The organism is Streptomyces antibioticus, assembly GCF_002019855.1.
GTDB classification, from domain to species: Bacteria; Actinomycetota; Actinomycetes; order Streptomycetales; family Streptomycetaceae; genus Streptomyces; species Streptomyces antibioticus_B.
Genome location: NZ_CM007717.1, coordinates 6,741,909 through 6,754,912 on the forward strand (window position 1 = coordinate 6,741,909; position 13,004 = coordinate 6,754,912).

Consider the following 13,004-nt stretch of genomic DNA (forward strand, 5'->3'; position numbering starts at 1 on the left):
TACGAATACAGGCACAAGTCGGGTACGGACCGTTAAGGCCATCCCGTCACGGCGAGGTCGCGACGGCAGCGATACTGATCGTCTCCGCACGAATGAACCGTAGGGAACCGTGGACCGCGCCGATCTCAGCCCCCCGTCCGCCGAGGCCGCAGCACTCGCGGCGGCTCCCGCAGAGGACGGCGCGGCCGACGCCTACGCGGCCGCGCCCCTGCTCAACTGCCTGCTGCGGGAGGTCGCCGAACCCCTGCCGGAACATCCGGAAGGGCACGGCCGGTTCGTGTACCGGCTCCCCGGCACCGGCCGATTGCTGCGGGTGCGCGGCACCCGGCGCCCCGCCGACCCCGAGGTGAACGCGGACGGCACCTGGCACCCGCTCGGGCATCGCGCCCTGGTCGAGCTGACCGCCGAGGAACTGTGCCGCCGCACCGGCCTGTCCAACGACGAACTGCCCACCGAGATCATCGACAGCAGGGACGTGGTCGCCGCCCTGCTCGCCGCACGCGCGCGTGCCGTCCCGCCCGCCGACCCGTACCGGCGCTCCGAGCAGTCCCTGGTCACCGGCCACCCCCACCACCCCGCCCCCAAGGCGCGCGGCGGCGCCCCGGCCGCCCGCTGGCTGCCGTACGCGCCGGAGGCGTACGCCCGCTTCCCGCTGGTGCTGCTGGGGGTGCGCGAGGACACGGTCGTCGAGGAGGGCGACACGTCCGCCCTGGACGCGCTCGGCACGGCACCGCCCGGCTACCGGCTGCTGCCCGCCCACCCCTGGCAGCTCGACCTGACGGGCGCCCGGCTGGCCCCCGCCCTCGCCGACGGTCGGCTGATCCGGCTCGGCACCACCGCCTTCGACACCTGGCCGACCGCCGCCGTCCGCACGCTGTACGCGCCCGAGCGGGACCTGTTCCTGAAGTTCAGCCTCGACGTGCGCATCACCAACGACATCCGCAGGCTGTGGCGGCACGACCTGCTGCGGCTGCGCCGTACCGACGAGGCCGTCGCGAAGGCGTTCGAGGCGGGCGGCGGTCCCGCGGCCTGGCTGAGCGACCGCGGCTACCGCACCGCCGGATTCGCCTTCGAGGAGCTGGCCGTCCTGGTCCGCGACGGACTGCGGGGCCACCTCCGCCCCGGCACGACCCCGCTGCTCGCCGCCGGGCTCGCGGAGGGCTTCGACGGCAGCCCGCTCGCCGCGACGACGGACCCGGCCGCCTGGTGGGAGGCGTACCTGGCCGCCGTCGTCCCGCCGGTGCTCGCGGCCTTCGCCGACCACGGTGTCGTCCTGGAGGCCCATGTCCAGAACACGCTGGTCGCCGTCGGCCCGGACGGTACGCCGGAGCAGGCGCTGTTCCGGGACGCCGAGGGCGTGAAGCTGCTGCCGGAGGTGGACCGCGCCGCGGGCTGGGAGCGGCTGGTGTACTGCCTGGTCGTCAACCACCTCCTGGAGATCGCCGCCGCTCTCGCCGAACGGCACCCCGGGCTCGACCCCTGGCCGGCCGTCCGCCGCGAGCTGGTCCGTCACGACCTGCCCGAGGCGCACGCCCTGCTCACCGCGCCCACCCTGCCCGGCAAGACGAACCTGCTGCTGCGCTGGACCGGCGCGGACGGGGCGGACGCGCGCTATGTGCCACTGCCGAATCCGCTGGCCGGTGCATGACACGCCTTCCGGTGCATGACACGCCTTCCGGTGCATGACACACCCACAGGAGCCGGCGCCCGGTTGCGCCACCCGGCCCCCACCCCGTCACCCGCCCGGGGCTTCCTCCCCTGACGTCACCCCCCTCCCCGTGTCGATTACCCGATGATCGCGGCGCGGCTGGCACGCTCACTGCTCGTCCTCACCAGGTCACGGACAGCAGGGGAGTTCACACATGTGGAGCAAGGTGCACTGGGGTGTGGCGGGGGTCGTCGCGATCGCGTCCCTCCAGGCGTTCCTGCCGTCGGCCCACGGCCAGGACCGCCCTCGGACACCGGCCTCGGCAGGGGCGCGCAGCGAGGAGCGGGCCGTCGTGGTCACGCCCGACAAACGCGGCGCCGTACTGCGCGCCGTGGCCACCCGGCCGTTCAGCATGCTCGGCGTCACCTGGGACGATCCGGCGGTGCGCCTCGTCGGGACCGTGGAGGTGCGCACCCGCGCCGCCGAGACGGGCGAGTGGTCGGAGTGGCGCACGCTGGACAGTGAGGAGGGCCAGGGCGACGAGACGGCACTGCGCGGCGGCACCGACCCCCTGTGGGTGGGGCTCTCCGACGGCGCGGAGGTGCGGGTCGCCGCGTCGGCCGACGAGGTGTCCGCCCTGCCTGCGGGGCTGCAACTCGACCTGATCGACCCCGGGCGGGACGCCCCCGCCCCGCAGTCGGCCCGGCTCCCGGCCGCTCCCGCGCAGGGCGCCCCCGGTACGGCGTCCGCGCCCCGCCCGGCGATCGTCCTGCGCGCCGGATGGGGCGCCGACGAGTCGATCAGCCCGGCGGCCCCCGCCTATCTCGCGGGCGGCAAGGTCAAGGCGGTGGTCGTGCACCACACCGCCGACTCCAACAGCTTCACCTGCGCCCAGGCGCCGGCCGTGCTGCGGGGCATCTACGCCTACCACGTACAGCAGTTGGGCTGGAAGGACATCGGCTACAACTTCCTGGTCGACCCCTGCGGCACGATCTACGAGGGCCGCAAGGGCGGCGTCGACCGCCCGGTGCTCGCCGCCCACGCGTACGGCTTCAACTCCCAGACCACCGGCGTCGCCGTCCTCGGCACGTACACCACCGCCGCGCCCAGCGAGGCGGTCCTCAGCTCGGTGGCCCGGCTCGCGGCCTGGAAACTCGGCCAGTACGGCGTCGACCCCACCGGCACCACCACGCTCACCGCCGGGGCGGACGGTACCAACTACTTCCGCAAGTCCTGGAAGCTGGGCGCCCAGTTGAACTTCTCCACCATCCACGGCCACCGCGACGGCTACAACACCCTGTGCCCCGGCGACCAGCTCTACGCCGAACTCCCCACCATCCGCGCCCTGGCCGCGAGCAGCACGGTCAAGACGGCGGACGAGCAGCCGGTGCCGACGCCGGTCCCCGGAAGCGGTGACTGACAACGGCGTTCCGCACCGGGGCCCGCCCCTGGTTACGATGGTCGCCCAGCGACGAGATCGGCCTGAGGACATGCTGAGAGAGGTCACCGCGACCCGGTACATCGCACCCCTGCGGTCGGGCGGCTCCGTGCCCGCGGTGGTCGAGGCGGACGACCTGGGGACGTACGTCGTCAAGTTCACCGGGTCGGCGCAGGGGCGGAAGGCGCTGGTCGCCGAGGTGATCGTCGGGGAGCTGGCGCGGGCGCTCGGGCTGCGCTTCCCCGAACTGGTGTTCGTGGAGTTCGATCCGGCCGTCGCCGACGAGGAGCCGCACCAGGAGGTGCGCGACCTGCACGGCGCGAGCGCGGGACGCAATCTCGGCATGGACTTCCTGCCGGGCGCCCGCGACTTCACCCCCGAGGCCGCGAAGACGTTCCCGGTGGACCCGCTGGAGGCCGGCCGGATCGTCTGGCTCGACGCCCTCACCGTGAACGTCGACCGGACGGTCCACAGCTCCAACCTGATGATCTGGCCGACCTTCGGGACCGTGCCCCCGCGCCTGTGGCTCATCGACCACGGCGCGGCGCTGGTCTTCCACCACCGTTGGGACGCCTCCGACCCCGCGAAGTCCTACGACTTCCGCCATCACGCCCTCGGCCACTACGGCCCCGACGTGCGCGCCGCCGACGCGGAACTCGCGCCGAAGGTCACCGAGGAGCTGCTGCGCGGGATCGTCGCCGAGGTCCCGGACGCCTGGCTCACCGACTTCGCGACGCCGGACGAGGCCCGGGAGGCGTACGTGACGTATCTCCACGCGCGCGTGCGGGCCTCCGCGGAGTGGCTGCCCACCGACTTCCCCAGCCGGGAGGAACTCGCCGCCGAGCAGGCCCGGCGTGCGGCGCGGACGGAACGAGAACGGCCGGACTGGCTCAAGCGGGTCCCCGACCTGCACGGCAAGCCGGCCGCCGAACAGGATTGGTCGGTGCACCTCACATGACGGACGAGCGGCGGGTCGAGATCGAGTACTGCACCCAGTGCCGCTGGCTGCCGCGTGCCGCCTGGCTGGCCCAGGAGCTGCTGACGACCTTCGAGGCCGAGCTGACCGAGCTGTCGCTGAAGCCGGGCAAGGGCGGTGTCTTCGTCGTGCGGGTCGGTGACGAGGTGGTCTGGGACCGCCGCGAGCAGGGTTTCCCGGAGCCTACGGCGGTCAAGCGGCTGGTCCGCGACCGAGTGGCCCCGGGGAAGTCCCTGGGCCACTCGGACACACCCGCGTGAGCGCCTTTCGGCGTCAGCCGCGCAGCAGGCGGTAGGCGGGCAGGGTGAGGAAGTCGGCGTAGTCCTCGTCGAGCGCCACCTCCAGCAGCAGATCGTGCGCCTGCTGCCAGTGCCCGGCGGCGAACGCCTCCTCGCCCAACTCCGCGCGGATGTTGGCCAGTTCGTCGGCGGCGACCTCGCGGGCCAGCTCGGGGGTCGCCTTCAGACCGTTCTCGAACTCCACCCCGGCGTTGATCCACTGCCAGATCTGAGAGCGGGAGATCTCGGCGGTGGCCGCGTCCTCCATGAGGTTGAAGATGGCGACCGCGCCGAGTCCGCGCAGCCACGCCTCGATGTAACGGATGCCGACCTGAACGGCGTTGACCAGGCCCGGGTACGTGGGCTTCGCGTCCAGCGAGTCGACCGCGATCAGGTCGGCCGCCTCGACGTGGACGTCCTCGCGCAGCCGGTCCTTCTGGTTCGGCCGCTCGCCCAGGACCCGGTCGAAGGACTCCAGGGCGATCGGCACCAGGTCGGGGTGGGCGACCCAGGAGCCGTCGAAACCGTCGTTCGCCTCACGGTCTTTGTCGGCGCGGACCTTCTCGAAGGCGACCTTGTTGACCTCGGCGTCGCGCCGGGAGGGGATGAAGGCCGCCATGCCGCCGATGGCGTGCGCGCCCCGCTTGTGGCAGGTGCGCACGAGGAGTTCGGTGTAGGCGCGCATGAACGGCGCCGTCATCGTGACGGCGTTGCGGTCGGGGAGGACGAACCGGGGGCCGCCGTCCCGGAAGTTCTTCACGATGGAGAACAGGTAGTCCCAGCGGCCCGCGTTCAACCCCGAGGCGTGGTCGCGGAGTTCGTAGAGGATCTCCTCCATCTCGTAGGCGGCCGTGATGGTCTCGATCAGAACGGTCGCGCGGATTGTGCCCTGCGGGATGCCGATGTGGTCCTGCGCGAAGACGAACACGTCGTTCCACAGGCGGGCTTCGAGGTGGGACTCGGTCTTGGGCAGGTAGAAGTAGGGGCCCTTGCCGAGGTCGAGCAGCCGCCGCGCGTTGTGGAAGAAGTACAGCCCGAAGTCGACCAGGGTGCCGGGCACTTCCTCGCCGTCCACCTGGAGATGGCGCTCGTCCAGGTGCCAGCCGCGCGGCCGCATCACGACGGTGGCGAGTTCGTCGGCGTCCTTCAGGGCGTACGACTTGCCGGAGACCGGGTCCGTGAAGTCGATACGGCGGGTGTAGGCGTCGGTCAGGTTGAGCTGACCGAGGATGACGTTCTCCCAGGTCGGCGCGGAGGCGTCCTCGAAGTCCGCGAGCCAGACCCGGGCGCCCGAGTTGAGGGCGTTCACGGTCATCTTGCGGTCGGTCGGGCCGGTGATCTCCACCCGGCGGTCCTCCAGCGCCGCCGGGGAGGGCGCCACCCGCCAGGAGTCGTCGGCGCGGATCGCTGCCGTCTCCGGGAGGAAGTCCAGGGTGGAGGTGCGGGCGATCTCCGCGCGGCGCTCGGCGCGGCGGGCGAGCAGCTCGTCACGGCGCGGGGTGAAACGCCGGTGCAGCGCGGCCACGAAGGCGAGGGCCTCCTCGGTGAGGACCTCCTCCTGCCGGGGCAGGGGCTCGGCGTCGACGATGGCCAGCGGGGACGGCGCTGGTGCGGACATGAGCGGTCACTTCCTTCAGCGAGCGTGGCACCGGGTGCCGGGAGGTTCCGTGCTTCCTATCGGTGGATGTTTGTGGATAGTAGTTTCCTCATCGTGGAAGATCAATGGTCTGTCGATGTCGAGAGACCTGCCGAGAGGCCCGGGTTCACTCCAGTCGGGCGAGGTCCGCGGGCGTGTCGATGTCGTACGGCCGGGCCACGTCCCCGCACTCCACGAGCGTGATCGCCGCCTCCCGCGCCCGGAGGTAGGCGCGCGCCCCCTGGTCGCCGGTCGCGCTCGCCGCGACGCCCGCCCAGTGCGCGGCGCCGAACAGCACCGGATGCCCGCGCACCCCGTCGTAGGCGGCCGACGCGAGGGTCTCCTCGCCCCGGAACGCGGCCCGCACCCGGGCCGCCGCCTCCGCGCCGATGCCCGGCTGGTCGACCAGCGACACCAGCGCCGCCTGCGCGCCCGACCCGGTGACGGAATCGAGCCCGCACCGCAGTGACGTGCCCATTCCCTCCTCCCACTCCGGGTTCTCCACCACCACCCACCCCTCCTCTTCGAGCCGGGCGGCCTCCCGTACGGCGTCGGCGGCCGCCCCCAGGACCACATGCACCCGGGTGCAGCCGGCGGCGCGCAGCACCCCGGCCGCGTGCTCCACCAGCGGCCGCCCCCGGTACGTCAGCAGCGCCTTGGGCCGCCCGCCGAGCCGCCGGCCCCCGCCGGCCGCGAGCACCAGTCCGACGACTTCGTCCTCCGTGTAGGTCATGGCTCCTGCATACCGCACCCGGCCCGCTCGCGATCACTCAGCGCAGCAAGGCGATGACGCAGCGGACTGGCGCCGGAGGCCCGAAGTGGCGTTAACTGGGCGCCTGTGGGGGAGGCGCACAACGGCGTGCGAGGGGGAGGAACGCGTTGCGGAGCGTGGAGCAGAAGGCTGTGACCGAGGCTGTGACCGACGGCGACGAGGACCGGCGGGTTTCGGAGCTGTGGCACGCGGTGTCCCGGCTGCGCCGCGAACTCGCCGCGCACCCGGCCGAGTTCGCGGACCGGGACATCGCCGAGGAGGAACTCGCCGCGCTGGCCGCGATGGCCGCCGGCGGCACACCCGAGATACCGCGCCTGCGCCGCTCCCTGCTGCTCGTCGCGGGCGCGATCGGCTCGGTCAGCGCGCTGACGCGGGGTCTGGCGGAGGTGCGCCGGGCGGTGGAGCTGTTCGGGGGGTCGCCGCGGCCGGGCGACTGAGCGCGGCCGTCAGGAGGGGTTCTGGCTCGCGAGGGCCTCGGAGAGTTCCGTCGCGACCTGCTTCAGGACCGGCACGATCTTGTCGGTGGCCGCCTCCGTGACCCGTCCCGCCGGACCCGAGATGGAGATGGCCGCCGCCGTGGGGGAGTCGGGCACCGACACGGCCAGGCAGCGCACGCCGATCTCCTGCTCGTTGTCGTCCACGGCGTAGCCCGACCGCCGCACCTCGGCGAGCGCCGCGAGGAATTCCTCCGGGGTGGTGAGGGTCTTCTCGGTCGCGGCGGGCATGCCGGTGCGCTGGAGCAGGGCGCGCACCTCGGCGTCGGGGAAGCCGGCGAGCAGGGCCTTGCCGACGCCCGTGGAGTGCGGCAGCACCCGCCGGCCGACCTCGGTGAACATCCGCATCGAGTGCTTGGACGGCACCTGCGCCACGTACACGATCTCGTCGCCGTCGAGCAGTGCCATGTTCGCCGTCTCGCCGGTCACCTCGACCAGCCGGGCCAGATACGGCCGGGCCCAGGTGCCGAGCAGCCGGGACGCCGACTCGCCGAGCCGGATCAGCCGGGGGCCCAGCGCGTACCGCCGGTTGGGCTGCTGACGGACGTATCCGCAGGAGACCAGGGTGCGCATCAGCCGGTGGATGGTGGGCAGCGGCAGCCCGCTGTGGGCGGACAGTTCGCTCAGGCCGACCTCGCCGCCCGCGTCGGCCATGCGCTCCAGGAGGTCGAAGGCGCGCTCGAGGGACTGGACGCCTCCGCCGGTGGACTTGGCGGAGTCGGTGGTGCTGGCGCTCGACCTCGGCACGGCGCGTTCCCTTCGGACCTGGCAGGACTCGGAACTGGCGGAATGACTGGCTGAATCACTGGCGGAAGAGCTGAAGCGTACCCGGCGGCTCGCGGGCTCCCCGGTGGCGCGTCGCCGCCTTCTGCTCTACGGAATCATAATTTCACTGCATGGAAACATCCAGTGTGGCGACGGTGGGGCACTCTGGAGAAGTGTGCTCTTGACGGCGTGAGAGGCGGAGATGAAGACTCCTTCAACAGAACGTTGAACGAGAGAGAGGGGGTCCCCGGTGTCCGACGCCGAACTGGTGCTGCGTTCGACGCGGGTCGTCACCCCGGAGGGGACACGCGCCGCCTCGGTCGCCGTCTCCGCCGGACGCGTCACGGCCGTCCTGCCGTACGACGCACCCGTCCCCGAGGGCGCCCGGCGCGAGGACTTCGGCGACGACGTCCTGCTGCCCGGCCTGGTCGACACGCACGTCCATGTCAACGACCCCGGCCGCACGCACTGGGAGGGCTTCTGGACCGCGACGCGCGCGGCGGCGGCCGGCGGCATCACCACCCTCGTCGACATGCCGCTCAACTCCCTGCCGCCGACCACCACGGCCGAACACCTGCGCGTGAAGCGGGAGGTCGCGGCCGACAAGGCGCACATCGACGTCGGCTTCTGGGGCGGCGCCCTGCCCGACAACGTCAAGGACCTGCGCCCGCTGCACGACGCCGGGGTGTTCGGCTTCAAGGCGTTCCTGTCACCCTCCGGCGTGGACGAGTTCCCGCACCTCGGCCGGACCGAACTGGCCCGCTCCCTCGCCGAGATCGCCGGTTTCGGCGGGCTGCTGATCGTGCACGCCGAGGACCCGGACCACCTGAACGCCGCACCGCGGCACGGCGGTTCGAAGTACGCCGACTTCCTCGCCTCCCGGCCCCGAGGCGCGGAGGACACCGCGATCGCCGCGCTGATCGCCGAGGCCGCCCGTCTGCACGCACGCGTGCACGTCCTGCATCTGTCCTCGGCGGACGCGCTGCCGCTGATCCGCGCGGCGAAGGCGGACGGCGTGCGCCTCACCGTCGAGACCTGCCCCCACTACCTCACCCTCACCGCCGAGGAAGTCCCGGACGGCGCCAGCGAGTTCAAGTGCTGCCCGCCCATCCGCGAGGCCGCCAACCAGGATCTGCTCTGGCAGGCGCTGGCCGACGGGACGATCGACTGTGTGGTCACCGACCACTCCCCGTCCACCGCCGACCTCAAGACCGCCGACTTCGCGACCGCCTGGGGCGGCATCTCCGGCCTCCAACTGAGCCTTTCCGCCGTCTGGACGGCGGCCCGCGCACGCGGACACGGCCTGGAGGACGTGGTCCACTGGATGTCGGCGCGCACGGCGGAACTCGTCGGCCTCGACGGCCGCAAGGGCGCCATCGCGCCGGGCCACGACGCCGACTTCGCCGTCCTCGCGCCCGACGCGGCCTTCACCGTCGACCCGGCCGCCCTCCACCACCGTAACCCTGTCACCGCGTACGCAGGCCGCACCCTGTACGGCGTCGTGCGGTCGACCTGGCTGCGCGGTCAACGCGTCTACGCGGACGGCGAGTTCACCGCGCCGCGCGGCGAACTCCTCACCCGCACCGTCTCCTCTCGCTCCGGCCGACCCCTGGAAAGGAAGACCTGATCACCGTGGCAGCGATCCCGCACTTCACCGGCGACGCGAACCCCTACGGCGGCGGCGACCCGTACGCGGACTACCGCACGGCCGACTTCCCCTTCACCCACCACGCCGACCTCGCCGACCGGCGGCTCGGCGCGGCCGTCGTCGCCGCCGGGGACGAGTTCTTCGCCCAGCGCGAGAACCTGCTGCTGCCCGGGCGCGCCGAGTTCGACCCCGAGCACTTCGGCCACAAGGGCAAGATCATGGACGGCTGGGAGACCCGCCGCCGCCGGGGCGTCTCCGCCGACCACCCGTGGCCCGCCGACGACGACCACGACTGGGCCCTGGTCCGGCTGGGCGCGCCCGGTGTGGTCCGCGGGATCGTCGTCGACACGGCCCACTTCCGCGGCAACTACCCGCAGGCCGTCTCCGTCGAGGGCGCCTCGGTCGCCGGCACCCCCTCCGAGCGGGAACTGCTGGGCGGCGACGTCAAGTGGACGACCCTGGTCCCGCGCACGCCCGTCGGCGGGCACGCGGCGAACGGTTTCGCCGTCTCCGTGGAGCAGCGCTTCACCCACCTGCGGGTCAACCAGCACCCGGACGGCGGCATCGCCCGGCTGCGTGTGTACGGCGAGGTCGTCCCCGATCCCGCCTGGCTGGCGGTCCTCGGCACCTTCGATGTCGTCGCCCTGGAGAACGGCGGCCGGGCCGAGGACGCGTCGAACCTCTTCTACTCCCCGGCGTCGAACACCATCCAGCCCGGCCGCTCCCGGAAGATGGACGACGGCTGGGAGACCCGGCGCCGCCGCGACCGCGGCCACGACTGGATCCGCTACCGGCTGGCGGCGCAGGCCGAGATCCGCGCCCTGGAGATCGACACGGCGTATCTGAAGGGCAACAGCGCGGGGTGGGCGTCGGTCTCGGTCCGGGACGGCGGGGAGGAAGTAAGCGGTGAGTGGACCGAGATCCTGCCGCGCACGCGCCTCCAGCCCGACACCAACCACCGTTTCGTGCTCCCGGCTCCGGTCGTCGGCACCCACGCGCGCGTGGACATCTACCCCGACGGTGGCATCTCGCGGCTGCGGCTGTTCGGTTCGCTCACCGAGGAGGGCGCGGCCCGGCTGGCGGCGCGCCACCAGGAGCTGGGCGGCTGACGCCCGCGGTCCGGCCGGTTTCCGACGTACACCGGCCGGACCGATGAGTTGCGGGGCCGGGCGGGGTCTGAGCTGATGACAGACGACCCCGCACCCGGAAGCAGGCGATCACCATGGGCAAGCTCGTCTCCCAGATCTTCGTGACACTCGACGGCGTCTACCAGGCGCCCGGCGGCCCCGGGGAGGACACCCGCGGCGGCTTCGAGCACGGCGGCTGGAGCTTCCCGTACGGCGACGAGGACTTCGGCCGGTTCGTGGACGAGGTCTTCGGCAGGGTCGGCGCGTTCCTCCTGGGCCGCCGCACCTACGACATCTTCGCCTCCTACTGGCCCAAGGTGACCGACCCCGACAACCCCGTCGCCACGAAGCTGAACGCCCTGCCGAAGTACGTCGTCTCGACCACCCTCACCGACCCGGAGTGGAACGCCACCACGGTCGTGGACGGCGACCTCGTCAAGGAGATCACGGCGCTCAAGGAACGCACCGACGGCGAACTCCAGGTCCACGGCAGCGGCGCCCTCGTCCGCTCCCTGCTGGACCTCGGGCTCCTCGACACCATCCATGTGCTGACGTTCCCGGTGGTGCTGGGCTCCGGCCTACGCCTGTTCCCCGAGGGCACGGTGCCGACGGCCTTCCGGCGCACGTCCGGCCGCGTCACCCCCGCCGGTGTCTCCCTCCAGACGTACGACACGGACGGCAGTCCGCGGTACGGCACGTACGCGCTGCCGGACGACGAGTGACGTTCGGCGGGCCGTCGGTCGTCACCGCGCGTCGAGGGCGGCGGCGACCCGGTCCATGACGTGCTGCCAGTGCGTCCGCCGCCGTTCGCGCTCCTCGGCGCTGGTCAGATGCTCCTGGTGGAAGCGGAGCATGGTGCGGGCCCCGTCGGCGGCGGGGGCCAGGGCGACCTGGACCGTGGTGGTGCCGTGGGTGACCCGGATGCGGTCGGCGGGGCGGTAGCCGCGCACCTCGCCCGTGACCCCGTCGGCCGTCCGGTACGGGGTGCCGCGTTCCGGCGTGAGGTCCGCGCCGGGGCCGAGCCAGAGGGCGAGTCCCTCGGGGCCGCTGACGAACTCCCAGACGACGGCCACGGGGTGGGGCAGGGTGCGGGACACGCCGATCTGCCAGCCGGCGTCCTTGGTGAGTCCTGTGGGCATGACGGTCATCCTTCCTCGGTGTGACGGGCGCGCAGGGCCCTGACCTTGTGGCGGTTGCCGCAGTGCTCCATCGAGCACCAGCGGCGGCGGCCGGGGCGCGAGGTGTCGACGTAGATCAGATGGCAGTCCTCGGCGGCGCAGGTGCGGATCCGGTGCGCGAAGGGTCCGGTCAGCAGCTCGACGGCGTCCCGTGCGACGGTCGCCGCGAGCTGCGTCCCGGTGGGAGCGCCGGCCCACAGCCGGCTGCCGTCCGGCGCGATCGCGGGGGCCAGGGCCGGGCGGGCGGCCGCCGCGTTGAGGATCTCCAGGTCGCGGGGCGGATACGGCTCACCGCGCGTATGGGCGTCGACCACCCGGAACAGCGCGTCGCGCAGCTCGCGCAGACCGGCCACCTCCGCCTCGGACACCTCCGGCACGGGCGTCGGCTCCAGCCGCGACCGCTCCGCCCACGCACCCACGTCCACGGGCGCGTGCAGCACCTCGTACCGCCGGTACGGACCGGGTCCGCCGGTGGTCAGCAGCTCCAGACACAGCGCGCCGGGATCGAAGCGATAGGCGACGCCTGTGTGGGAGCGGAGGGTGAGGCCCTTGGCGGCGGAGTCCATGTAACCACTATAACCGGTTACGTAAGGTGCTGCGACTCGTCCGCTGCGGAACTTCGCCTCAACGGCAGCGGTAGGTGAACGTCGTCGACGCCGAGCGTCGCCCGGGCTCCAGGTCGAGCATCGCGCGGGCCCGGTGCGTGCCTGTGCCGTGGAAGCGCCACAGCAGCGGCAGCCGCACCTCACGCTGACCCGCGCGCACGCGTTCGCGCAGCTCCCCCGAGTCGGTGCCGTCGCTGCGCAGCCACCGGTACCGAAGACTGCCGGCCGCCCCGTTGGTCAGGACGACCGCGATGACTTCAGCCGTACCGTCGCAGCCCAGCTCGTCCGGGTGCACGGTCACGGTGACTTCGGTGACGGCCAGTTCTGCGGACGGGAGCTGTTGCCACGCCAGGAGGGCGGCGGCCAGGAGCAGGACCAAGAGGCCGAACGACCTGGACCTCGATCCGAGCCTCGACCGGGAGCGGCGCGATACAGGGCC

At 72.8% G+C, this 13,004-nt stretch carries 14 protein-coding genes; 8 read left to right on the plus strand and 6 right to left on the minus strand.

The genetic code is table 11. From position 1 onward, the window contains the following. Positions 1 to 109: 109 nt before the first annotated feature. From AFM16_RS30580 to AFM16_RS30595, 4 genes are all read left to right on the plus strand, one after another. Positions 110 to 1,648, plus strand: a complete 1,539-nt coding sequence (locus AFM16_RS30580; RefSeq protein ID WP_078635605.1) for an IucA/IucC family protein — start codon at positions 110 to 112, stop codon at positions 1,646 to 1,648. A 214-nt stretch (positions 1,649 to 1,862) separates the two neighbouring features. After that, on the plus strand, positions 1,863 to 3,068 hold the full coding sequence (locus tag AFM16_RS30585) for a peptidoglycan recognition protein family protein (RefSeq protein WP_078635607.1): 1,206 nt from the start codon (positions 1,863 to 1,865) through the stop codon (positions 3,066 to 3,068). 70 nt (positions 3,069 to 3,138) lie between these two features. Continuing rightward, entirely contained in the window at positions 3,139 to 4,044 is a 906-nt protein-coding gene (locus AFM16_RS30590; protein WP_078635609.1) for a HipA family kinase, read from the plus strand. Further along, entirely contained in the window at positions 4,041 to 4,322 is a 282-nt protein-coding gene (locus AFM16_RS30595) for an Rdx family protein (protein WP_078635611.1), read from the plus strand. Before AFM16_RS30590 ends, AFM16_RS30595 begins: the two co-directional genes overlap by 4 nt. Before the next feature lie 13 nt (positions 4,323 to 4,335). Here AFM16_RS30595 and aceB read toward each other — a convergent pair whose 3' ends face one another. Beyond that, positions 4,336 to 5,958, minus strand: coding sequence for a malate synthase A (gene aceB, locus AFM16_RS30600; protein ID WP_078635614.1), 1,623 nt, complete (start codon positions 5,956 to 5,958; stop codon positions 4,336 to 4,338). Between the two features lie 145 nt (positions 5,959 to 6,103). Then, complete coding sequence (locus AFM16_RS30605) at positions 6,104 to 6,709, minus strand: nucleotidyltransferase family protein (RefSeq protein ID WP_078635616.1); 606 nt, start codon at positions 6,707 to 6,709, stop codon at positions 6,104 to 6,106. 182 nt (positions 6,710 to 6,891) lie between these two features. Between AFM16_RS30605 and AFM16_RS30610 the strand changes: the two genes are divergently transcribed. Beyond that, complete coding sequence (locus AFM16_RS30610; RefSeq protein WP_030792108.1) at positions 6,892 to 7,185, plus strand: DUF5955 family protein; 294 nt, start codon at positions 6,892 to 6,894, stop codon at positions 7,183 to 7,185. Positions 7,186 to 7,194: 9 nt separating this feature from the next. Here the strand turns inward: AFM16_RS30610 and AFM16_RS30615 are convergent, their stop codons facing one another. Continuing rightward, positions 7,195 to 7,989, minus strand: a complete 795-nt coding sequence (locus tag AFM16_RS30615) for an IclR family transcriptional regulator (protein ID WP_030792111.1) — start codon at positions 7,987 to 7,989, stop codon at positions 7,195 to 7,197. Between the two features lie 268 nt (positions 7,990 to 8,257). Between AFM16_RS30615 and allB the strand changes: the two genes are divergently transcribed. From allB to AFM16_RS30630, 3 genes are all read left to right on the plus strand, one after another. Next, complete coding sequence (allB, locus tag AFM16_RS30620) at positions 8,258 to 9,634, plus strand: allantoinase AllB (RefSeq protein ID WP_078635618.1); 1,377 nt, start codon at positions 8,258 to 8,260, stop codon at positions 9,632 to 9,634. A 5-nt stretch (positions 9,635 to 9,639) separates the two neighbouring features. After that, positions 9,640 to 10,764, plus strand: a complete 1,125-nt coding sequence (gene alc, locus AFM16_RS30625) for an allantoicase (RefSeq protein ID WP_078635621.1) — start codon at positions 9,640 to 9,642, stop codon at positions 10,762 to 10,764. Between the two features lie 113 nt (positions 10,765 to 10,877). Next, positions 10,878 to 11,504: a dihydrofolate reductase family protein gene (locus AFM16_RS30630; protein ID WP_078635623.1), complete on the plus strand. Its 627-nt coding sequence runs from the start codon at positions 10,878 to 10,880 to the stop codon at positions 11,502 to 11,504. A 21-nt stretch (positions 11,505 to 11,525) separates the two neighbouring features. On the opposite strand, the gene AFM16_RS30635 is transcribed toward AFM16_RS30630, so the two are convergent. The 3 genes from AFM16_RS30635 to AFM16_RS30645 are packed head-to-tail and all read right to left on the minus strand — an operon-like array spanning position 11,526 to position 12,944. After that, the gene (locus AFM16_RS30635; RefSeq protein WP_078637139.1) at positions 11,526 to 11,921 is read right to left on the minus strand and encodes an SRPBCC family protein; all 396 of its coding nucleotides are present in this window, start codon (positions 11,919 to 11,921) and stop codon (positions 11,526 to 11,528) included. Positions 11,922 to 11,926: 5 nt separating this feature from the next. Beyond that, positions 11,927 to 12,526, minus strand: coding sequence for a CGNR zinc finger domain-containing protein (locus tag AFM16_RS30640; RefSeq protein WP_078635625.1), 600 nt, complete (start codon positions 12,524 to 12,526; stop codon positions 11,927 to 11,929). A gap of 58 nt (positions 12,527 to 12,584) precedes the next feature. Continuing rightward, positions 12,585 to 12,944, minus strand: coding sequence for a hypothetical protein (locus tag AFM16_RS30645; RefSeq protein WP_078635627.1), 360 nt, complete (start codon positions 12,942 to 12,944; stop codon positions 12,585 to 12,587). Between the last annotated feature and the right edge of the window lie 60 nt (positions 12,945 to 13,004).

Excerpts from the sequence above, each read along its gene's own strand:
- AFM16_RS30635 (WP_078637139.1), bottom strand. The coding sequence starts at position 11,921 with ATGCCCACAGGACTCACCAAGGACGCCGGCTGGCAGATCGGCGTGTCC.
- AFM16_RS30605 (WP_078635616.1), bottom strand. The coding sequence starts at position 6,709 with ATGACCTACACGGAGGACGAAGTCGTCGGACTGGTGCTCGCGGCCGGC.
- AFM16_RS30585 (WP_078635607.1), top strand. The coding sequence starts at position 1,863 with ATGTGGAGCAAGGTGCACTGGGGTGTGGCGGGGGTCGTCGCGATCGCG.
- AFM16_RS30590 (WP_078635609.1), top strand. The coding sequence starts at position 3,139 with ATGCTGAGAGAGGTCACCGCGACCCGGTACATCGCACCCCTGCGGTCG.
- AFM16_RS30595 (WP_078635611.1), top strand. The coding sequence starts at position 4,041 with ATGACGGACGAGCGGCGGGTCGAGATCGAGTACTGCACCCAGTGCCGC.
- AFM16_RS30640 (WP_078635625.1), bottom strand. The coding sequence starts at position 12,526 with ATGGACTCCGCCGCCAAGGGCCTCACCCTCCGCTCCCACACAGGCGTC.
- aceB (WP_078635614.1), bottom strand. The coding sequence starts at position 5,958 with ATGTCCGCACCAGCGCCGTCCCCGCTGGCCATCGTCGACGCCGAGCCC.
- AFM16_RS30630 (WP_078635623.1), top strand. The coding sequence starts at position 10,878 with ATGGGCAAGCTCGTCTCCCAGATCTTCGTGACACTCGACGGCGTCTAC.